Below are 19,918 nucleotides of genomic sequence, written 5' to 3' on the forward strand. Positions count from 1 at the left end.
CCGGCATCGCCAACCTCCACAACATCATCCTCGCCGGCTGACCGCCGACCCCGTCCCAGGCAACGCCTTCACCCGGTTACGAGACGTCCCTTAGCCGGAGCAACGTTCGGCCCGCCGCGCAGCCGGCGGTGCCTGATGACCTCGACGGCCAGCGCTACAGCAAGCGCCGCAAGCATCAAGATCCCTGTGAATACGTCAGCGGTGATGCTGGAAGGGCCGGGCAGCAGGCGGTCTACGCCTATTGCGCCGAAGACCACGGCTACACAGAGGTGCGTGGAAGCACGCAGCTTTGCGTCACCGACCTGCCGACCACGCCACTCGACCACTGATGACCTTCGCGCGAGAACCAGCAAAACTAGGAATACTCCGGCATTGAGCACCGCAACGACGCAATTGCCTACGCCGACAAGGATGTGCATGATTCTCATGAACGGAGCCTAACGGGAGTTGCAATAGGCCTGACCGGGTGAAACCTGCATGCCAATCTCGCCATCCCGCCTGCCGCCGACCCGCCCCCCTGGCACATCACCATGCGCGGCTAGTTGCTGGGTCACTCCCGCGATACGACGGACCAAGCCAGCGCAGCTACGGCAACCAGCATTGCTACCGCCGACAAGATGCCCGAGATCAGAAAGGGCATGGGTATGAGCGACGCGCCTTCCAGGATCAGCAGAATCGCGGCAACCAACATGACGCCGACACCAACGCGGACCTGTCGGGATTGCTGGCTCTCCGTCGGATGCGCGGGCCGAGCCCAGGTAACGGGGAACCGTCGCGACACGGCGAGACGGACGCCGAATACGAACAGGAGAAGGAAGAAGATCACGAGCACCAGGCGGAAGGCGACAAAAACGGAGTTCGCGTCTCTCATGCGGCCATCATTCCCTGGGGCGTCAAAGGTCTTTGCACGAGCCATCGCACGACGAGTTGCGGCGGCTGCCTGACCTGCGGAAATGCGGGTGCCTGGGGAGCCGGCCGCCTACCGGTCCGCCACGTCAAGCGGACCGTGACGCACGGACGCCGCCGGAACAGCCTGAGTCGGCTCTCGTGTCACGGACCGCGCCCCCGACGGACACCGCCACAGTGGCGCAGTTGACCCAACCTCGCCCCGGCACCGACCCGGCTCCCGGGGTCGGAGTTGGCCACCGGCGGTCACCCTCCCCGGCCTGCCCGGCTTCCACTTCCACGACCTGCGGCACACGGGTAACACCCTGGCGTCACGTACCGGAGCGAGCCTGGCCGACCTGATGGCCCGGATGGGCCACGCCTCGACCCGCGCCGCGATGATCTATCAGCACACCACCCGCGAGCGTGACGAGCACATCGCTGACGCGCTCAGCTCGCAGATCAAGCAGAGCAGGGATCGGGCACGTAGCGGGCACGGCCAGCGTAAGAAGTGGTAGCAATGATTGAGGCCCCAGTCAGGAAATCTGTTTTGACTGGGGCCTCATGCTGGAGTGGGTGACGGGAATCGAACCCGCACTGTCAGCTTGGGAATTGCCGATGTGGTGCTGGCTACCGGGTTGGCGGCCTGGTCCCGGGGGTCTCTCGTGGCCCCGACTGGCCCCGCCTGGCCCCGGTCAATGGCACGCTAATGGCATGGTGGGCTGCTTCCCTCGACCGATGCGCGCAGTCGAGGTGGTCGGCCTAGAACCGGTCTCGTGAATACCGACCGTGGCGCTCTCGATGGGGTGGCCGAGGAGAGGGAGCAGGCATGTCGACCGAACCGGAGCCGGGCCCCGCGCCCGAGCACGCGGGACCCCGCTATACCAACGATGATCCGATCATGATGACGGTCGACGGGCAGGAGTTTCGCATTCGTGAGCGTGCTGAGAAGCCTGTTGCATACGACTTCGACTGGCTCAGTGGGCCGCACAATTACGGCTTCACAGCTTCCGGCCCCGCAATGACCCTGCCTGAGATGGAGGAAACCATCCGCAACTTCCTCGCTGGGATCGACCCCGCCACCGGATACCTGAAGGAGTAACTGAGCGGGCATGATCGCTGCGGAACACGATCTGCGGCACACCGGAAACACTCTCGCCGCACGAACCGGGGCGAGCACCCGCGACCTGATGGCGCGGATGGGGCACGACTCATCCCAGGCCGCGTTGATCTACCAGCACGCCACGGCTGAGGCGGATCGGGCCATCGCCCAGGCGCTGCACGAGGCGATGCGAGTCGACCGGAAGAAGGCCAAGAAGTCGGCCGACGGCTCGGGCAAGGCCAAGGACACGACCGGCAAGAAGTCGGGCGGCAAGAAGGGCAAGAAGCGGTCGGCGAACCCGGACGGGGCCGGGGATGACCGGGGCTAATGGCACGTCAATGGCACACGACATGATCGTTTACCTTGGAACATCGAAGGCCCTGGCTGGGACTCGCGTCCTGGCCAGGGCCTTCGATCGTGGAGCGGGTGACGGGAATCGAACCCGCACTGTCAGCTTGGGAAGCTGATGTTCTGCCATTGAACTACACCCGCAGGCGGCACCACTGTACCTGAGACGTCCCGTCGGCGCACCCAGGTACCCCTCCGACGCCGCACCGTGTCGCCCGGCGGACTCCCGGGTGACTTGCGGCCACCACCCGGAAGCTGGCCCTGCCACGGCGGCCATGATCCGTTCTGTGCCGTGCCCGCACCGGCCGGCGGACCGGTACACCCGAAGATCGGCGCCACCGAGCATCGGGCAGCGCGAGTCGCTACCGAGAATCACCGTTTCATCGCCAATTGTCGATCACCGGTCGGCGTCGATCAGGAAAAAGTTTCACCCCTGCAACATATGGCCGTTCTCAAATCCGTCGATCGGTTGTAACGTCTGCCCAACGTTCTCAGCCACGGCGTGACATACCCCCTGTCGCGCCGGCCAGAAAGAGGTGGGCCCATGGGACTCCGTCCCAACCTGCTGACCCGGCGTACGGCCGGCGTCGCGTCGACGACCCTCGCGCTGCTGCTCAGCACCGCCGCCGTGGGCGTCGTACCGGCCGCGTCGGCCTTCTCCGCCGCCCCGAGCGAGGTCTGCGTCGAGCCGGCCGACGTCCACTCGGACTCCCGTATCAAGGCGGGCGGCGCGGCCAAGCACGAGCCGAACGAGCTGACCCTGGCGGAGACCCGCGAGCGCGAGGCCGACCTGGCCGCCGCCCTGCGCGAGCGCGCCCGGTTCCGCACCGGCGCCGGCGCCTCCATCACGGCCACCGTCACCGTCCCGGTCGTGGTGCACGTGATCCAGCGGGACGGCACCCGGGCCGGCGGCAACATCCCGGACTCGATGATCACCTCGCAGATCGACGTGCTGAACCAGTCCTACAGTGGGGCGACCGGTGGCGCGGCCACCGCGTTCAGCTTCCAGCTGCAGAAGATCAACCGGGTGACGAACCCCTCGTGGTACCCGATCGTGCAGGGCTCCTCGGCCGAGCGGCAGATGAAGACCTCGCTGCGCGAGGGCGGCAAGAACACCCTCAACGTCTACCTGGGCGAGCTGAGCAACGACCTGCTCGGCTGGGCGACCTTCCCGACCCGGAAGCTGAGCAGCATGGACGGCGTCGTCGTGCTGAGCGAGTCGCTGCCGGGCGGCACGGCCACCAACTACAACCAGGGCGACACCGGCACCCACGAGGTCGGCCACTGGCTGAACCTCTACCACACCTTCCAGGGCGGCTGCTCCGGCTCGGGTGACAGCGTCAGCGACACCGCACCCGAGGCATCCCCGGCGTTCCAGTGCCCGACCGGCCGGGACACCTGCACCGCCCCGGGCGTCGACCCGATCACCAACTTCATGGACTACACCTACGACTCCTGCATGCACCAGTTCACCGCCGGGCAGGCCAGCCGCATGCTGACCGCCTGGAACGCGTACCGCGCGGCGTAGTTCCCCCGCACGACCGGTGCCGGCTCCGCTCGACGGGGCCGGCGCCGTCGTCTTCGGGGCGGGGTGGGGGCGGTGCGGCGCCCCGGACGGGGACGGCCCGGGGCGCCGCACCGCGTCTCAGGCGGCCGGGCGGGCGGCGAGGCTGCCACCACTCCCGGACCGCGTCTCGGGCACCGCGGCGGTGCCGGCGGCGGCCGCACCGGGGTCGAGCCAGACCTGGACGGCGGGCCGGCCGTGCCCCTCGCCGGCGCCGCCCGCGACGCCCGGCTCCCGACGGGCGAGCATCGCCACGTCGACGGTGAACTCGAACAGCCGCCAGTCGACCTGCGGCGCGGCCCGGTGGCTGCGGGCCAGCCGGGCGACCCGGGCCGGGTCGGTGACCGGCCGGGCGTGGCCGGCGACGTAGGCCTCGTCGTCACTCTCCTCGGGCGGGAAGGAGTGCAGGGCGTAGCGGCCGTCGCGCTCCAGGTCGCGCCGCTTCGGCGAGTCGACCACGAAGCAGAAGAGCCCCTCGTCGGTGATCACTGGAGAGACGGGGTGGACCCGGGGCCCGCCGTCGGCGCGGACGGTGGCCAGGTAGCCGAAGCCCGGCCCGTACTGCTGCATGAGGGAGCGGATCCCGTCGGCGAGGCGGGGCTCGTCGGCGGCGAATTCGGACCAGGAAGCCATGCCGACATTCTATCGAACACGTGTACGAACAGGTAGTCCGACACGCAGGCCACGCACATCGCTCGCTAAGGTGGTGCGATGCTGCTCTCCGACCGCGACCTGGTCTCCGAGATCAAGGCGGGCACGCTCGCGCTGGAGCCGTTCGAGCCCACGCTGGTGCAACCGTCCAGCATCGACGTACGCCTGGACAAGCTCTTCCGGGTCTTCAACAACCACCTCTACACCCACATCGACCCGGCGATGCAGCAGGACGACCTGACGTCGATGGTCGAGGTGCCCGAGGGCGAGCCGTTCGTGCTGCACCCGGGCGAGTTCGTGCTCGCCTCGACGCTGGAGGTGATCTCCCTCGGCGACCAGCTCGCCGGGCGGCTGGAGGGCAAGTCGAGCCTGGGACGGCTCGGCCTGCTCACCCACTCCACCGCGGGCTTCATCGACCCGGGCTTCTCCGGCCACGTGACGCTGGAGCTGTCCAACGTGGCCAACCTGCCCATCACCCTCTGGCCGGGCATGAAGATCGGTCAGCTCTGCATCTTCCGGCTCTCGTCGCCGGCCGAGCACCCGTACGGCTCGGCCGTCTACGGCTCGCGCTACCAGGGGCAGCGCGGCCCGACCCCGAGCCGCTCCTGGCAGCACTGGCGCACCTGGCCGACCCGCTGACCCGACGGCCGCCTGTTAGGAAGGGGCCCTTCCTCTACCGAATGCGTTAGGAAGGGCCCCTTCCTTACACCTCAGCCGGGGCGGCCGTAACTGTGGATCGGGCCGTCGTCGACCTTCTTCATCTTGACCGGCACCCCGGCTCGGGAGGCGTGCACCACCCAGCCCCCGCCGACGTACATGCCGACGTGGTGCAGGTCGCTGTAGTAGAAGACCAGGTCTCCCGGGCGCAGCTCGCCCCGGGTGACGGTCGCGGTGACCCGGCGCTGCTGCGCGGCGTTGTGCGGGAGCGATACCCCGGCCTTCGCCCAGGCGGCGAGCATCAGGCCCGAGCAGTCGTACGCGTTCGGGCCCTCGGCGCCCCAGACGTAGGGCTTGCCGATCTGGGCGCAGGCGAACTTGACCGCGGTGCCGGCACCGCCACCCGGGTAGCTGGCCGGGCAGGGGGCGGGGCGCAGCGAACCGCCGCCGCCGCTGCCGTAGATCCGCAGCCGCCGCTTCTGCAGCCGGTCGATCTCGGCGTTGATCTGTTTCTTCTTCGCGGCGAGCTGGGCCTCCGTCCGGCCGAGTTGGACGACCATCTCGTCGAGCGGGGCCTTCTTCTCGGCCAGCCGGTCGCGCAGCTCGGCGACCTGCCGCACGTCCTGCTGCTGGTGCTGGGCGAACCGGTCGAGCAGTTCGAGCTGGCCGACCATCTGGTCGGGCGAGCGGCTGCCCAGCAGGGCGTTGACGGCGGAGACGTTCTCGCCCTTGTAGGCGCGGACGGCCAGCGCGCTGACCTCCTCCATCGCCTGCTCGACCTGCCGTTCCAAGGGCTCGATCTGCTTGGCGAGGGCGTCGGCCTGCCTGCGCTTGGCGGCCAGGTCCTGGCGGGTGGCGTTGTGCCGTTCGATGATCGGTTCGAGCTTGTTCCAGTCCTCGTCGATCTGGCGCTCGATCTCGGCGACCGTCGGTTCGGCGTGGGCCGCCGTGGCGCCGCCGGTCAGGACGACGGCGAACGCGGCCAAGGCGGCGAGGGCGGTGGTGCAGCGGTACCAGCGTGGGCGCGGCGCAGCCGTCGTCGGGCCGGCGGGTGCCGACCGTGCCGACGGTGGCCGCGGGGCATGGTGTGCCACCGGGCTCCGTACTCCTTCTTCCCGTACCGCCTACCGGGTTAGCTGACGGGTTCGGGCGGGAAGGGGACGCCCTACCGCAGGTGCTGCGGATTCACCCCGGGGTACCTGGGTCCCCGGCTCGCTCGGGAGCGACTCGGCGGTGTCGGACCGTTACCGCCCCGGATGGACGGACTGTCGCCGGCCGACGAATGACCAGAGTAGAGATGGTCGTTATCGATCCGCAACCCATCGCGCCGTGACACACCGTACTCATGCGGGCCGGTGGAGCGTGTCACTCGGGGCGACGAAATTTTCCTTCTTCGGTAAGTGACGCATGGAAAGGTATTGACCGGAGGTGGCGCCCGGGGCGAAGGTGGCCCCACATTCGCCCGTCCGACCTGGGGGTCTGATGCACCTGTCAGCGACATCGAGGAGCAGACGCGTCCTGCTGGCCGCCGCCGTGGCGGCCGCCCTGGCCGCGACGCCACTCACCGCCGCCGGAACCGCCGCCGCCGCGCCGACGACCGACCGGCAGCAGCAGTACGCCGCCGCGGCGGCGGAGTACGGCGTGCCGGAGAGCGTCCTGCTCGGAGTCTCCTACCTGCAGTCCCGCTGGGACACCAACGCCGGAACGCCGAGCACCAGCGGCGGCTTCGGACCGATGCACCTCACCGACGCGGAGTACGTCGCCGCCCTGCCCGGGGGCACCCACCACGACGACGGCACCGAGGACCCGCGGGGCGACGACTCCCGCCCGTCCCTGGCCGAGGCGCACGAGCCGCCGGACACCCCGCCGCCCGCCGAGGCCTCGCTGCGGACGCTCGACGCCGCCGCCGAGCTGACCGGCGCCAGCGAGGAGGCGCTGCGGACGGACGTCACGGCGAACATCCGGGGCGGCGCGGCGCTGCTGGCCGCGTACCAGAAGCAGATCGGCGCCCCGGTCGGCGCCGACACCGACCCGGCGGCCTGGTACGGCGCGGTGGCCCGCTACTCCGGCGCGGACAGCGCCGACGCCGCGGCGGCCTTCGCCAACGAGGTGTACGCCACCATCGGCGCCGGCGACAGCCGGCTGACCGACGACGGGCAGCGGGTCACCCTCGCCGCCCGCGCGGTGCAGCCGGAACGCTCCTGGCTCGACCGGCTGGGCCTGCGCAAGGTCGCCCGGCCCGACGGGCTGGAGTGCCCCGACACGATCTCCTGCGAGTGGATCCCGGCGCCCTACGTGCAGTACGGCCCGACCGTGGGTGACTACGGCAACCACGACCTCGCCGACCGGCCGGCCCAGCAGAAGATCGAGTACATCGTCATCCACGACACCGAGGGCTACTTCGGGCCCAGCGTCAACCTCGTCAAGGACCCGCGGCGGGTGGGCTGGCACTACACCCTGCGCTCGGTGGACGGCCACATCGCCCAGCACATCAAGACCAAGAACGTCGGCTGGCACGCCGGCAACTGGTACGTGAACGCCAAGTCCATCGGCCTGGAGCACGAGGGCTTCGCGGGGCACGGCACCTGGTACACCGAGGCGATGTACCGCACCTCCGCCAAGCTGGTCCGCCACCTGGCGCTGCGGTACAACATCCCGCTGGACCGGCAGCACATCGTCGGTCACGACAACGTCCCCGGCACCGTCGCCTCGACCGTGCGCGGCATGCACTGGGACCCGGGCCCGTACTGGGACTGGTCGCACTACTTCGACCTGCTCAAGGCGCCGTTCACGTCGACCGCCACGCCGCAGACGGGGCTCGTCACCATCGACCCCGACTTCGCCACCAACCAGCCGCAGTTCACCGGCTGCAACCGGCAGCCGCCGGGCGTGCCGAACCCGCCCCCGCCGGTGGCTCCCTGCCCGCTGCGCGGCTCGTCCGCGGTGATCCTGCACAGCGCGCCGAGCCACGACGCGCCGCTGGTCAACGACATCGCGCTGCGGCCCGACGGCACCCCGAACACCATGTACATCTCCGACCACGGCGCCCGGGCCTCCGCCGGGCAGACGTACGCCCTGGCCGAGGTGCGGGGGGACTGGACCGCGATCTGGTACCTCGGCCAGAAGGCGTGGTTCCACAACCCCGCCTCGAAGCCGACCGCGAAGTGGTCCGTGGGCTTCGTGGTGACCCCGAAGGCCGGCAAGGCCACCATCCCGGTCTACGGCCGGGCCTACCCGGAGCAGGCCGCCTACCCGGCCGGCGTGCCCTACCAGCCGATCTCCCCGCTCCAGTACACCCTCTCGGCCGGCCAGCGGTACGCCGTCGGCACGGTGCTCCCCGGCGAGTACTACCGGGCCGTCACGTTCGACGGGTCGTCGCCGGGTGACTGGACGGTGATCCGCGGCGAGAACAGGTACGTGCAGATCCAGTTCGGCCACCGGGTCATGTACGTCAACCTGGACGACGTGAACCTGCTGCCCTCCGCGCTGGACGCGCCCCGCTGACCCACCGCTCGCCCGGGCTGGCGCAGGCCGTCCCCGAGCACGACGAGGGCCCCCGGTCTACTCGACCGGGGGCCCTCTCCGTTCAGGTGGCGCGGGATCAGCCGGGTCTGCGGAAACCGGCCACCGGCATCGTGTTGATGCTGGAGACGTTGACCGGCTTGCCGGCCCGGGGCGCGTGCACCATCTTGTCGTTACCGAGGTAGAGGCCGACGTGGTGCAGGTCGCTGAAGAAGAACACCAGGTCACCCGGGCGCGCCTCGGAGCGCGGGATGGCCTTGCCCTCGTTCCACTGCGCGCCGGTGAAGTGTGTCAGGTGGATGCCCGCCGCCTTGTAGGCGTACTGGGTCAGACCCGAGCAGTCGAACGAGTTGGGGCCGGTGGCGCCCCAGACGTACGGGTCGCCGACCTGGGCGCAGGCGGTCTTGATGGCGGTCCGGGCCGCCTCGCTGACCACGCCGTTGATGGTCGGGCACTTCTCCGTCTTGACCGTGGTCACCGGCAGCGACGCCTCGAGCTTCTTGATGTCGGCGTCGATCTGCTTCTTCTTCGCCGCCAGGTCGTTCTGCTGCTTCGTCTGCGCGACGATCAGGGCGTCGAGCTTCTGCTTCTCCGCGTCGAACTTGTCGCGGACCTTGGTGACGCCCTCGAGCTGCTTGCGTTCCTGGGCGGCCAGCCGGTCCAGGAGGGTCAGTTGCTCGGTGAGCGTGTCCGGCTTGGCGCTGACCAGCAGCGCGCCGATCTCCTGCGACGGGCCGGAGATGTAGTAACGGGCGGCGAGGTCACCGACCCGGTCCATCGCCAGCTCGGTCTCCAGCGCCAACGGCTGGATCTTCTTCTCCAGGTCCGCCGACTTCTTGCGGTTGACCTTCAGCTGCGCCCGCACCTTGTTGTACTGCTCGATGGTGGGTTCGAGCTGCTCCCACTTCTTGTCGATCGCGGCCTCGATCTCGTCGACCGAGGGCTCGGCGTACGCGGGCGCGGCGAGCGCACCGACGCCGACGACCGCGGCGGCGAGGAGGGTGAGCAGACGGTGGGCGGCCCGGCGCAGGCCACCCGGACGAGCAGACCGTCCCGGTGCGTGACGATGAGGGGGCATGGTTGCCACCGGCACCGACTCCTTTTGCAACCCGACCGCCGGGCGCCTCGCACGAGGAAAGAGGGGCGAGACAGACGACCCACAGCGGCCGGTGCCCAACACTAGGGAAGGCGCCGAGCGGAATCAAGGCGACCATCGTTCACATCACGCCTGCGCGACCGTTTGCGTACCAAGGGTGTCGGCCCGACGACCGACGATGGCGGTCAGTACGTCGTCCAACGTCACCACGCCGAGCGGGCGGCGGCCGTCGCTGACCAGCACCATGTGCCGCCGCTCGCGGCGCATCGACAGCAGCAGGTCGGCGAGCGTACGGTCCGGCGGCACCACCGCCAGCGGCCGGTAGACCTCCGCCGGCACCGGGGCGCGCCGGCTCACCCCGGCGTACCCGAGGACATCCTTGACGTGTACGAAGCCGAGCACCCGGCGGGTGGACCGCTGCACCACGGGGAAGCGGGACCGGCCTGTCCGGGTGGCCAGCACCTCCAGCGAGGCGGGCGAGACGTCCTCGGCGACGGTGGTCACCGTCGACCAGGGTTGCAGGGCGTCGGCGGCGGTCCGGCTGTGCAGGGCCAACGCGCCGGTGATCCGGGCGTGCTCCTGGGCGTCGAGCAGCCCCTCCGTACGCGCCTGCGCCACCAGCCCGGCCAGCTCCTCCGCCGTGAAGACCGTCTTCACCGCCTCGGTGGCCTCGATCCGCCACAGCCCCAGCACCCGGCGGGCCGCCCACTTCATCGCCAGCAGCAGCGGCTTGGTGGCCAGGCAGAACGCCAGCATCGCCGGCCCCAGCCAGAGCGCCGACGGCTCCGGCCCGGCCAGCGTGATGTTCTTCGGCACCATCTCGCCGACCACCGTGTGCAGGAAGACCACCACGCCGAGGGCGAGCACGAAGGCCACCGGGTGGACCGCCCGGTCGGGCAGCCCGGCGGCGTGGAACGCCGGTTCCAGCAGGTGCGCCAGGGCCGGCTCGGCGATCGCGCCCAGCCCCAGCGAGCAGACGGTGATGCCGAGCTGCGCCCCGGCGATCATCAGCGGGATCTGGTTCATCGCCGACAGCGCCCAGCGGGCCCGCTTCGAGGTGGCCGCCAACGGCTCGACCACCGTGCGCCGGGACGCTATCAGCGCGAACTCACTGCCCACGAAGAACGCGTTGCCGAGCAGCAGCGTCACCGTGACCAGCAGCTCAGGCATCGTCGCCCGGCTCCTCGGGGCGAACAACCCGGACCTGCTCGATCCGGTGCCGTTCGACCTCGACGACGGTGAACTCGTAGCCGGAGTCCTCGACCGTCTCGCCGGCCACCGGGATGTGCCCCAGCCGGGCCATCAGGAACCCGGCGAGCGTCTCGTACGGCCCCTCGGAGAGCCGGAAACCGGTCTGCTCGGCCAGCTCGTCGGAGCGCAGCACCCCGTCGACGAGGACGGTCCGCTCCCCGCCCGGCACGGTCAGCTCGACCGGGCCGGCGTCGTCCACCGCGTCCGGGTCGAACTCGTCGGCGATCTCGCCGACCAGTTCCTCCACCAGGTCCTCGGTGGTGACCACCCCGTCGGTGCCGCCGTACTCGTCGACGACGATGGCGAGGTCGGCGCCGGCCACCCGGAGCGCGGCGAGCACCCCGTCGAGGTCCAGGCTCTCCGGGACGTACACCGGCTCGCGGGCCACCGACCCGACCGTGGTCGAGCCCCGCCTGGCCGGCGGCACACCCAGCGCGTCGGGCACCCCGGCGACGCCGGTCACGAGGTCGAGGGTCTCCTCGTACACCGGGAAGCGGGTGCGCCCGGTCTGCCGGGACAGCGCCAGCAGCTCGGCCACCGTGGCGGTGGCGCGTAGCGCGACGACGTCCACCCGCGGGGTCATCGCCTCGGCGGCCCGCTTGTCGCCGAAGCGGATGGTCCGGCGCAGCAGCATCGCGGTGTCCGGCGGCAGCGCGCCGGCCCGTGCCGAGATGGCTGCCAGCAGGCCCAGTTCCTCCGGCGAGCGGGCGCTGGCCAGCTCCTCCTGCGGCTCCACCCCCAGCACGCGGACCATGCGGTTCGCCGAGTCGTTGAGCGCCCTGATCAGCCAGCCGAAGGTGCGGGAGAACGTGCGCATCGGGCCGGCGGTGGCCAGCGCGGTGGGCATCGGCCGGGCCAGCGCGAGGTTCTTCGGGACCAGCTCGCCGAAGAGCATGGAGAGCAGGGTGGCCAGGGCCAGGGCGAGGAGCGGGGTGAACCGGTCGGCGGCGTCCCCGGCGACCGGCCGCAGCAGCGGGGTGAACAGCCGGGCCAGCGCCGGCTCGGCCAGGTAGCCGGTGAGCAGGGCGGTGAGGGTGATGCCGAGCTGTGCCCCGGAGAGCTGGAAGGAGAGCTCCCGCAGCGCCCGGCGTACGGTCGCGGCCCGACCCTCGCCCGAGGTCGCGCGGCGCTCGATCTCGGGCCGGTCCACGGTGACCAGGGCGAATTCGGCCGCGACGAAGAACGCGTTGCCGCCGGTCAGCAGCACGAACCCGACCAGGGGCAGCAGCGTGGTCAGCAGCATGGCATCGATGCTCGTCTCACCTCGGCGCGATTCTCGCACGTCGAGCGCCGGCTGGCCGAGATCGCCGCCGTCTCCTGAACGACGTCGGCGGCGGCACCGCGAGGTGCCACCGCCGACGGGCGTTCCAGGACGTACGCGTCAGCCGGCGACCGGCGCGGTCTCCCTGTCGCCCGGCGCCTGCTCGGGCTTCACCGAGCGGAGCAGCACGCTGGCCACGTCGACGACCTCGACCTGCTCGCCGGCGCCCTTGCCGTTCACCCCGTCGTTGAGCATCGTCGAGCAGAACGGGCAGCCGACCGCGACCGTCCGCGCCCCGGTGGACATGGCCTCCTCGACCCGGTCCACGTTGATCCGCTTGCCGATCTTCTCCTCCATCCACATCCGGGCGCCGCCGGCGCCGCAGCAGAAGGAGCGCTCGCTGTTGCGCGGCATCTCGGTGAGCTCCCCGGCGATGGCGGTGCCCAGCACCTCACGCGGCGGGGCGAACACCCGGTTGTGCCGGCCCAGGTAGCAGGGGTCGTGGTAGGTCACGCCGCCGTCGACCGGCTGCACCGGGGTGAGCTTGCCGGTGGCGACCAGGTGCGCCAGGAGCTGGGTGTGGTGGACCACCTCGAACTCGCCGCCGAGCTGGCCGTACTCGTTGCCCAGCGTGTTGAAGCAGTGCGGGCAGGTGGCGACGATCTTGCGCTTGCTCTTCTCCCGGCCCTCGAACGCCTCGTTGAGGGTCTCGACGTTCTGCTGGGCGAGCATCTGGAAGACGAACTCGTTGCCGATCCGGCGGGCCGGGTCGCCGGAGCACGTCTCGCCCTCGCCGAGGATCGCGAACGTGACGCCCGCCTCGTTGAGCAGCGTGGCGACCGCCCGGGTGGTCTTCTTGGCCCGGTCCTCGAACGCGCCGGCGCAGCCGACCCAGAAGAGGTACTCGAAGTCGTCGACCTCGCCGACCCGCGGCACCTCGAAGTCCAGGCCCTTGGTCCAGTCCTCGCGGGTGTTCTGCGGGGCGCCCCACGGGTTGCCCTTGTTCTCCAGGTTGCGCAGCATCACGCCGGCCTCCGACGGGAAGCTCGACTCGATGAGCACCTGGTAGCGGCGCATGTCAACGATGTGGTCGACGTGCTCGATGTCGACCGGGCACTGCTCGACGCAGGCGCCGCAGGTGGTGCAGGACCAGAGCACGTCCGGGTCGATGACGCCGCCTTCCTCGGCCGTGCCGATCAGCGGTTTGTCGCCCTCGGCCAGGGCGAGCACGTCGACGTGGGCGAGCTGCGCGGCGGTGGCCTTCTCCTCGCCGGTCAGGTCCTTGCCGCCGCCGGCCAGCAGGTACGGCGCCTTGGCGTACGCGTGGTCGCGCAGGCTCAGCACCAGCAGCTTCGGCGACAGCGGCTTGCCCGTGTTCCAGGCGGGGCACTGCGACTGGCAGCGGCCGCACTCGGTGCAGGTGCTGAAGTCCAGCAGGCCCTTCCAGCTGAACTGCTCGACCTGGGCGACGCCGAACTGGTCGGACTCCGGGTCGGCCTCCTCGAAGTCGAGCGGCTTCCCCTGGCTCGTCATCGGGCGCAGCGCGCCGAGGCCGGAACCGGCCGGCTTGGCCGGCTCGCGCTTGAAGAAGATGTTGGGGAACGCCAGGAAGCGGTGCCAGGCGACGCCCATGGTGACGTTCAGCGAGATGACGATCAGCCACGTCATCGAGATGACGATCTTGATGAGCGCCGCGACGCTGGCCCCGTCCTGCCAGTCGGGCAGCACGGCGCCGACAGCGTGGCTGACCGGGGTGGCCCAGAGCGAGTACTCGAAGTGGTCGGTGGCGACCTTGAAGCCGCGGATCACGAACCCGAAGATCAGGACCAGCAGCACGATCCACTCGACGAAGTAGCCCTGCCACATCGTCGAACCGGTGAACCGCGAGCGACCACCCGGACGGGTCGGACGGTTGCGCAGGCGGATCGCCATCAGCACCATGATGCCGACCACGCCCAGCACGCCGATGATCTCGGTGCCCAGGCCGAAGATCGTCCAGTGCCCGATGATCGGCAGACCACCGGTCGGGGTGACCACCTCGAAGTACGCCTCGAGCACCAGCAGCGACAGCACGATGAAGCCGACCATCACGAACCAGTGCGCGGCACCCACCACGCTCCACTTCAGCATGCGGGTGTGACCGAGGGTCTCCACCAGCATCTTCCGGGTGCGGGCGCCCTTGTCGCTGAACCGCTCCGGAGCGGGTTGCCCGAGCCGGATGACGGCCGTCATCTTCATGACCGCGCGTACCGCAAGCCACACCGCCACGGCGGTGATGGCGAACGCGAGGATCGTGGTGACGATCTGGACGCTGCCCATCGAGTTGGCCTCCCGGTCTGCTGCCTGTCGAGCGGCTCGGCGACCGGGGCCGGATCAGGGGGCGGTCGGCGAGCCGCCGCCACCGCACCCTCGACCGGACCGGTCGATGACCTCGCTCCGCTCGGTCATGCAGTGCAGCCTACGCGCAAGGTTACCCAGCGGTAACGTGAGTCATCTCGCACTCCGGCCGCGCCGCCCTGCGCACACCATAGGTGGCCCGACCCGAAACCGCCGGTCAGGGTCTCCGCCGAGTGACACACGTGCGGCGCCGCCCCAGGCGGCGCGGGTGGCCCGGCGCCAAGCGGTCGCCGGGCGGGGCCGCTCAGCGCCAGCGGGAGAGCAGAATCAGGGAGGCGACCATCGCGCCGAAGCCCACCGCGAGGTTCCAGTAACCCCACGACATGACCGGGTACTCCTGCTCGGAGAGGTAGTAGACCACCAGCCAGCCGATGCCGAAGACGATGAGGCTGACCGCCGAGATCGGCAGCCACACCGGGCTAGGCTTGCGCGTCGCCGCCGTCGCCGTCGGACGGACGTCCGTCGGCGGGGTGTACACCTTCTTCTTGCGGACCTGAGACTTGGGCACGACGCTCTCCAGAGGGGGTGACGACCTCGTCCGGCCTGACAACCGGGCGCGGGGGCGACGGTCCATGGCCAATAATGTTCGACAGCTAGCGTAGTCCCGAAGACCCGTCCAAGCCACGAATGGGGTCAGGCCGGTGCTCGGAGTGACCGAAAAAGGCGGGACTGTTCGGGTCGCCGCCCCGGCCCGCCGCCTCGCGGGCTGAACCAGACGACGGGGAAGGAACGCTCGGTGGAGTACACATCCGGCGCGGCATCCTGGCAGAAGGTGCTCCGGCGGGTGGTCGCCGGCCTCCTGCCACGGCGACCGCGGCAGCGCCGACCGGGCTGGTCGATCGGGGTGCCGCTGATCGCCGCCGCGGCCGGGCTGCTCTTCACCACCACGGCGACCACCGCCGGCGGCACCGCCCTACGCGAGGACCGGCGCCCCCAGCTCAACCAGCTCATCGAGGACCGCCGCGCGGAGGTGGCGGCCAGCGAGCAACGCGCCGCCACGCTGCGCGGGGAGGTCGAGGACCGCACCACGGCGTTGGCCAGCTCGGACGGCCCCATCAAGGAGCAGCAGGACCGGGCGGCCGCCAGCCGGGAGGCCGCCGGATTCACCGCGCTCAGCGGCCCCGGGGTGACGGTGGAACTCAACGACGCGCCCCGCCGCAACGACGGGACCCTGCCCGCCGGGGCCACCAACGACGACCTGGTCGTCCACCAGGGGGACGTGCAGGCCGTGGTGAACGCCCTCTGGGCGGGTGGTGCCGAGGCCATGTCCATCATGAACGTCCGCGTGCTGTCGACCAGCGCGGTACGCTGCGTCGGTAACACCCTGCTGCTGCACGGCCGGGTGTACTCCCCTCCATTCAAGATCGTAGCAATCGGCGATCCCGCTACCCTTCAGCGGGCCCTCGCCGAGTCCGAGGGAGTCCGGTTGTTCAGGGACCTGGTCGACGTCTACAAGCTCGGCTACAAGGAGTCCGTCTCCACCGTCGCCGTGCCGGCGTTCGAGGATTCGACAACGCTCCGGTCGGCGACGGTGCCACGGTGACCCGCGACGACTGGCCGGAGGAGCCCGACGGCCGGCACCGCGACCACGGTGACGGCCCGACGGAGTTCCTGCCCAAGGTCAATCGCCCCGCCCCGGCCGGAGCCTGGCCGGAGCCGGCGCTGCCGCCCCGCTCCCCGGCGTCGCGCCCGCACGGTCCCGGCCCGTCGGTCGGCGACGGCCGCCCGACCGGCGGCCAACCCGGCGAATGGGCGCGCGCCGTGTCCGACCCCGCCCGCCCCGCCGATTCCGCCCAGCCCGGCGACCAGGCGCGCCCGGGCGGCCCCGCGTGGGAGCCCGGTCGTCCCGCGAACCCCGGCCGGTTCGCCCCCGGCGCCGACCAGGCCCGCACCACCGTCAACCCGGCCCGGCCCGCCGATCCGGACCGCCTCGGGCCCGATCGCCCCGGCCCTGCCGGCTTCGGCCGCCCCGGCCCCACCGACCACGGCCGCCCCGGCCCTGCCGGCTTCGACCGCCCCGGCCCCACCGACTTCGGCCGCCCCGGCCCTGCCGACCCCGACCACGGCCGCCCCGGCCCTGCCGACCACGGCCGCCCCGGTCTCGGCGACTTCGGCCCACCCGCCGGCCGCTCAGACGTCGGCTCGCCGGCCCGTCCCGTGGACTTCGGCCCGCCCACCGGCACCGCCGGCCGGGGTGCCCCCGTCCCACCACCATGGTCGGGCGCCGGCCAGCTCCGGCCGGCCGCCCCGCCGCACCCGGCGCCGCCGGCCGGCCCCGTCGGGCAGCCGGACGCCACCCGGGCGGCCGGGCAGGGCGGCGAACGGTCGCTCCGTCCGCCCGTGGACCGCGCCGCCGCCCAGGGCGACCGGCCGGCCACCGACGGGCCGACCGCCTTCATCCCGAAGAGCGGCGCGGCCGTCGGGGGGCCGTCCACCCCGGCTTCGCCGACCGTCCCCGACCGCTCCGCCGACCCCGGAGCCACCGCCGTGATCCCGGCCGTCCCCGGGCGTACGCCGGCCGGCTCGGCGGCCCTGTTCGAGTCGACCGCCCTGATGGGAGCCGTGCCGCGCCCCCCGAAGACGGACGAACCCGACATCCCCGAGGCCGGCACGGAGCAGCCCCGGCCACGCCGGGGCGAACGGGTCGTCCAGCTCCGGCCGGAGCAGACCGGCGAGGGCTACAAGAGCGTCTACTCGGAGCTGACCCGGCCGTCGCTGGGCTCCCGGCTGCGCGCCGGCATCCGGATCACCGGCGAGGTGCTGATCACCTTCGGCATGGTGGTGCTGCTCTTCGCCGGCTACGAGGTGTGGGGCAAGTCGGCGATCGTCGACGCCCACCAGAACGACCTCAGCCAGCAGTTGGCGCAGGCGTGGGGGCCGGACGGCGACCCGACCGTGGCGCCGTCGGCCAGCGCGCCCACCAAGCCGAAGCCGCCGGTGCAGGGCAAGCCGATGGCGGGGCTCTACATCCCCAAGCTGGACAAGAACTGGGTCGTGGTCGAGGGCGTGACCCAGAAGGACATCCGGTACGCGCCCGGCCACTACCCGTCCAGCGCCCTGCCGGGCCAGGTGGGCAACTTCTCCGTCGCCGGGCATCGCAACCGCGCCACCTTCTGGCGACTTGACGAGCTGAACGACGGCGACGCCATCGTGGTGGAGAGCAAGACCGACTGGTACGTCTACAAGGTGAGCCAGAGCCGGATCGTCCGGCCCACCCAGGTCGAGGTGGTGGCGCCCGTGCCGGGCAAGCCCGGGGTGAAGCCGACCAAGTCGATGCTCACCCTGACCACGTGCAACCCGAAGTTCGACAACTACCAGCGCCTGATCATCCACGCCGAGTTGGCGCGTACCCAGCCGAAGTCGGCGGGTCGCCCGGCGGAACTGGGAGGCTAGGCGGTGTACGGCTGGATCTGGCGCAAGCTCCCCTTCGGTCTGCCCGGCAAGCTCGTCGGCAGCCTGCTGATCGCCAGCGCGATGGTGGCCCTGCTCTGGTACGTGGTCTTCCCCTGGGCCGAGCCCCTGCTGCCCTTCGACGACGTGCAGGTCACGCAGGAGTCCGGCGAACCCGGCGACGTCGGCGTGGTGCCCGGCGACGGGGAGGCGACGCCCGGCGACGGGCACGACCTGCCGTACGACACCGAACGGAACAACACCCCGCCCCCCTCCCCGGACGAGTGAGCCCCCTGATGCGTGTCCTGGTGATCGACAACTACGACTCGTTCGTGTTCAACATCGTGCAGTATCTTGGCCAGCTCGGCGTGGACTGCGAGGTCCGGCGCAACGACGAGATCGAGGTCGCCGAGGTGGGCAGGGCCGGCGCGGCAGGCGTCCTGTTGTCGCCCGGTCCGGGCAGCCCCGACCGGGCCGGCATCTGCCTCGACGTCATCCGCCGGTACGCGGGCGAGCTGCCGATCTTCGGCGTCTGCCTGGGGCACCAGGCGATCGGCGAGGCATTCGGCGCCACGGTGACCCGCGCCCCCGAGCTGCTGCACGGCAAGACCTCCGAGGTCCGCCACCAGGGCGTCGGAGTGCTCGCCGGTCTGCCGGACCCGTTCACCGCCACCCGCTACCACTCGCTCGCGGTGCTGCCCGAGACGCTGCCCGAGGAGCTGGAGGTCACCGGCTGGACCGGCTCCGGGGTGGTGATGGCGATGCGCCACCGGACGCTGCCGATCGAGGGCGTCCAGTTCCACCCCGAGTCCGTACTCACCGAGGGCGGGCACCTCATGTTGGCGAACTGGCTCGCCGCCTGCGGTCACCCCGAGGCGCTGGAGCGGGCCCCGGAGCTGGCCGCCGAGGTGGACGCGCGCCGCCGCGCCGCCTTCGCCGCCGGCTGAGCGGCAGGACTGCCCACGCCGAGCCCCCGACCCTCGACGGAACCCGCGAAAGGCGTGGTCAGCCCTTCAGCGCGTCCTGCACCGCCGGGTCGGTCGGTGAGCGGACCGCGGGCGGCCTGCGTCGCACCGCGTCCCATGCCGCCTTGCCGCTGGCGAAGTAGTCCCGGACCGCTTTCCCCACGAGCAGGGCGGGCCCGCAGCCGGGACAGCGAGCGGTCACTCCGTCGGCGTCGAGGCCGAGGTGTCGGCACAGCGTGACCGCCCGGGACAGGTGGTAGGACTGGGTCACGACCAGGGCCCGCTCGATCCCGTACACGTCGCGCGCCCGGGCACAGCTGTCGTACGTGTCCAGGCCGAACGGGTCGGCCACGACGCGACGCGGATCGACACCCAGCCGCTCGGTCAGGTAGGAGGTCATCACCGCCGGCTCGTCACCGGAGGTGCCACCCCCGTCGCCCGACACGAGGATCACCCGCGCCCGCCCGCTGTGCACCAGCTCGGCGGCGGTTTCGAGGCGGCCGGTGAGCCGGTCGCCCGGTTGGCGTCGATCCGCCGCCACCGCGGTGCCCAGGACGATCACGACGTCGGCGGCCGGCGCCCCGGCCTCGTCGTACACGTGGCCGCGGGCGGCGACGGTGGTCCACAGCCAGGGAAGACTGGCGAGCAGCAGCGCGGCCAGAGCGAGAACCGCCGCGCGGGTCAGGCGTCGCCGCCACCGGTTCGCCCGACCCGCCGGGCCCGTCGCCCCTCTCACGAGTGACGCCCGGCGGCAACCCTCGCATCCACCCCGTTCGTCCTCTCTGTGCACAGCACCGCCCGAACCGGGCGAGCATCCGCCCGGCCGACG

Annotated in this window: 20 protein-coding genes, 1 tRNA gene and 1 riboswitch; of the genes, 11 read left to right on the forward strand and 10 right to left on the reverse strand. The window is 71.3% G+C overall.

The genetic code is table 11. From position 1 onward, the window contains the following. Positions 1-128: 128 nt before the first annotated feature. Positions 129-329 (forward strand): hypothetical protein, encoded by a 201-nt coding sequence (locus ACGFZ2_RS25135; RefSeq protein ID WP_393259672.1) that lies wholly within the window; start codon positions 129-131, stop codon positions 327-329. 221 nt (positions 330-550) lie between these two features. Here ACGFZ2_RS25135 and ACGFZ2_RS25140 read toward each other — a convergent pair whose 3' ends face one another. Continuing rightward, a complete protein-coding gene (locus ACGFZ2_RS25140) occupies positions 551-871 on the reverse strand; it encodes a hypothetical protein (RefSeq protein ID WP_393259670.1) in 321 nt (106 codons plus the stop codon). A gap of 295 nt (positions 872-1,166) precedes the next feature. Between ACGFZ2_RS25140 and ACGFZ2_RS25145 the strand changes: the two genes are divergently transcribed. From ACGFZ2_RS25145 to ACGFZ2_RS25155, 3 genes are all read left to right on the forward strand, one after another. Then, positions 1,167-1,403, forward strand: a complete 237-nt coding sequence (locus ACGFZ2_RS25145; RefSeq protein ID WP_393260653.1) for a tyrosine-type recombinase/integrase — start codon at positions 1,167-1,169, stop codon at positions 1,401-1,403. 311 nt (positions 1,404-1,714) lie between these two features. Further along, positions 1,715-1,987, forward strand: coding sequence for a hypothetical protein (locus tag ACGFZ2_RS25150; RefSeq protein WP_393259669.1), 273 nt, complete (start codon positions 1,715-1,717; stop codon positions 1,985-1,987). A gap of 10 nt (positions 1,988-1,997) precedes the next feature. Next, a complete protein-coding gene (locus ACGFZ2_RS25155) occupies positions 1,998-2,315 on the forward strand; it encodes an integrase (protein ID WP_393457478.1) in 318 nt (105 codons plus the stop codon). Between the two features lie 90 nt (positions 2,316-2,405). Here ACGFZ2_RS25155 and ACGFZ2_RS25160 read toward each other — a convergent pair. Beyond that, positions 2,406-2,479 (reverse strand) — tRNA-Gly (locus ACGFZ2_RS25160). A 400-nt stretch (positions 2,480-2,879) separates the two neighbouring features. On the opposite strand from ACGFZ2_RS25160, the gene ACGFZ2_RS25165 reads away from it, so the two are divergent. Next, the gene (locus tag ACGFZ2_RS25165; protein WP_393259666.1) at positions 2,880-3,863 is read left to right on the forward strand and encodes a zinc metalloprotease; all 984 of its coding nucleotides are present in this window, start codon (positions 2,880-2,882) and stop codon (positions 3,861-3,863) included. 117 nt (positions 3,864-3,980) lie between these two features. On the opposite strand, the gene ACGFZ2_RS25170 is transcribed toward ACGFZ2_RS25165, so the two are convergent. Continuing rightward, positions 3,981-4,532 carry a pyridoxamine 5'-phosphate oxidase family protein gene (locus ACGFZ2_RS25170; protein ID WP_393259665.1) on the reverse strand — a complete coding sequence of 184 codons (552 nt, stop codon included), beginning with the start codon at positions 4,530-4,532 and terminating at the stop codon, positions 3,981-3,983. Between the two features lie 78 nt (positions 4,533-4,610). Here ACGFZ2_RS25170 and dcd point away from each other — a divergent pair, with 78 nt between their 5' ends. After that, on the forward strand, positions 4,611-5,189 hold the full coding sequence (dcd, locus tag ACGFZ2_RS25175) for a dCTP deaminase (protein ID WP_350683119.1): 579 nt from the start codon (positions 4,611-4,613) through the stop codon (positions 5,187-5,189). Between the two features lie 71 nt (positions 5,190-5,260). Here the strand turns inward: dcd and ACGFZ2_RS25180 are convergent, their stop codons facing one another. Beyond that, on the reverse strand, positions 5,261-6,193 hold the full coding sequence (locus ACGFZ2_RS25180; protein ID WP_393457480.1) for an NlpC/P60 family protein: 933 nt from the start codon (positions 6,191-6,193) through the stop codon (positions 5,261-5,263). A gap of 120 nt (positions 6,194-6,313) precedes the next feature. After that, a riboswitch (cyclic di-AMP (ydaO/yuaA leader) is annotated at positions 6,314-6,450 on the reverse strand. Positions 6,451-6,689: 239 nt separating this feature from the next. Here ACGFZ2_RS25180 and ACGFZ2_RS25185 point away from each other — a divergent pair. Continuing rightward, the gene (locus ACGFZ2_RS25185) at positions 6,690-8,711 is read left to right on the forward strand and encodes an N-acetylmuramoyl-L-alanine amidase (RefSeq protein ID WP_393457483.1); all 2,022 of its coding nucleotides are present in this window, start codon (positions 6,690-6,692) and stop codon (positions 8,709-8,711) included. Positions 8,712-8,808: 97 nt separating this feature from the next. Here ACGFZ2_RS25185 and ACGFZ2_RS25190 read toward each other — a convergent pair whose 3' ends face one another. The 5 genes from ACGFZ2_RS25190 to ACGFZ2_RS25210 all read right to left on the reverse strand — a co-directional run bounded on the left by ACGFZ2_RS25190 (position 8,809) and on the right by ACGFZ2_RS25210 (position 15,242). After that, entirely contained in the window at positions 8,809-9,822 is a 1,014-nt protein-coding gene (locus ACGFZ2_RS25190; protein WP_393457486.1) for an NlpC/P60 family protein, read from the reverse strand. Between the two features lie 129 nt (positions 9,823-9,951). Further along, positions 9,952-10,995 (reverse strand): hemolysin family protein, encoded by a 1,044-nt coding sequence (locus ACGFZ2_RS25195; protein WP_393457489.1) that lies wholly within the window; start codon positions 10,993-10,995, stop codon positions 9,952-9,954. Beyond that, complete coding sequence (locus ACGFZ2_RS25200; protein WP_393457492.1) at positions 10,988-12,319, reverse strand: hemolysin family protein; 1,332 nt, start codon at positions 12,317-12,319, stop codon at positions 10,988-10,990. The genes ACGFZ2_RS25195 and ACGFZ2_RS25200 overlap by 8 nt, the downstream gene beginning before the upstream one ends. Before the next feature lie 138 nt (positions 12,320-12,457). Beyond that, positions 12,458-14,656 (reverse strand): (Fe-S)-binding protein, encoded by a 2,199-nt coding sequence (locus tag ACGFZ2_RS25205; protein WP_393259657.1) that lies wholly within the window; start codon positions 14,654-14,656, stop codon positions 12,458-12,460. A gap of 322 nt (positions 14,657-14,978) precedes the next feature. Then, a complete protein-coding gene (locus ACGFZ2_RS25210) occupies positions 14,979-15,242 on the reverse strand; it encodes a cell division protein CrgA (RefSeq protein ID WP_350702307.1) in 264 nt (87 codons plus the stop codon). Between the two features lie 228 nt (positions 15,243-15,470). On the opposite strand from ACGFZ2_RS25210, the gene ACGFZ2_RS25215 reads away from it, so the two are divergent. Genes ACGFZ2_RS25215 through ACGFZ2_RS25230 form a run of 4 tightly spaced genes read left to right on the forward strand, consistent with a single transcriptional unit; the run spans position 15,471 to position 19,071 of the window. Then, entirely contained in the window at positions 15,471-16,277 is an 807-nt protein-coding gene (locus tag ACGFZ2_RS25215) for a DUF881 domain-containing protein (protein ID WP_393457495.1), read from the forward strand. Beyond that, positions 16,274-18,127 (forward strand): class E sortase, encoded by a 1,854-nt coding sequence (locus ACGFZ2_RS25220; RefSeq protein ID WP_393457498.1) that lies wholly within the window; start codon positions 16,274-16,276, stop codon positions 18,125-18,127. Before ACGFZ2_RS25215 ends, ACGFZ2_RS25220 begins: the two co-directional genes overlap by 4 nt. Positions 18,128-18,130: 3 nt before the next feature. Continuing rightward, positions 18,131-18,412, forward strand: a complete 282-nt coding sequence (locus ACGFZ2_RS25225; protein WP_350702311.1) for a hypothetical protein — start codon at positions 18,131-18,133, stop codon at positions 18,410-18,412. 8 nt (positions 18,413-18,420) lie between these two features. Further along, on the forward strand, positions 18,421-19,071 hold the full coding sequence (locus ACGFZ2_RS25230) for an aminodeoxychorismate/anthranilate synthase component II (RefSeq protein ID WP_393457501.1): 651 nt from the start codon (positions 18,421-18,423) through the stop codon (positions 19,069-19,071). Between the two features lie 58 nt (positions 19,072-19,129). Here ACGFZ2_RS25230 and ACGFZ2_RS25235 read toward each other — a convergent pair whose 3' ends face one another. Next, complete coding sequence (locus ACGFZ2_RS25235) at positions 19,130-19,825, reverse strand: vancomycin high temperature exclusion protein (RefSeq protein WP_393457504.1); 696 nt, start codon at positions 19,823-19,825, stop codon at positions 19,130-19,132. Positions 19,826-19,918: the final 93 nt, after the last annotated feature.

Origin of the sequence: Micromonospora sp. NPDC048063 (assembly GCF_043202855.1) — a bacterium.
Taxonomy (GTDB): Bacteria; Actinomycetota; Actinomycetes; order Mycobacteriales; family Micromonosporaceae; genus Micromonospora.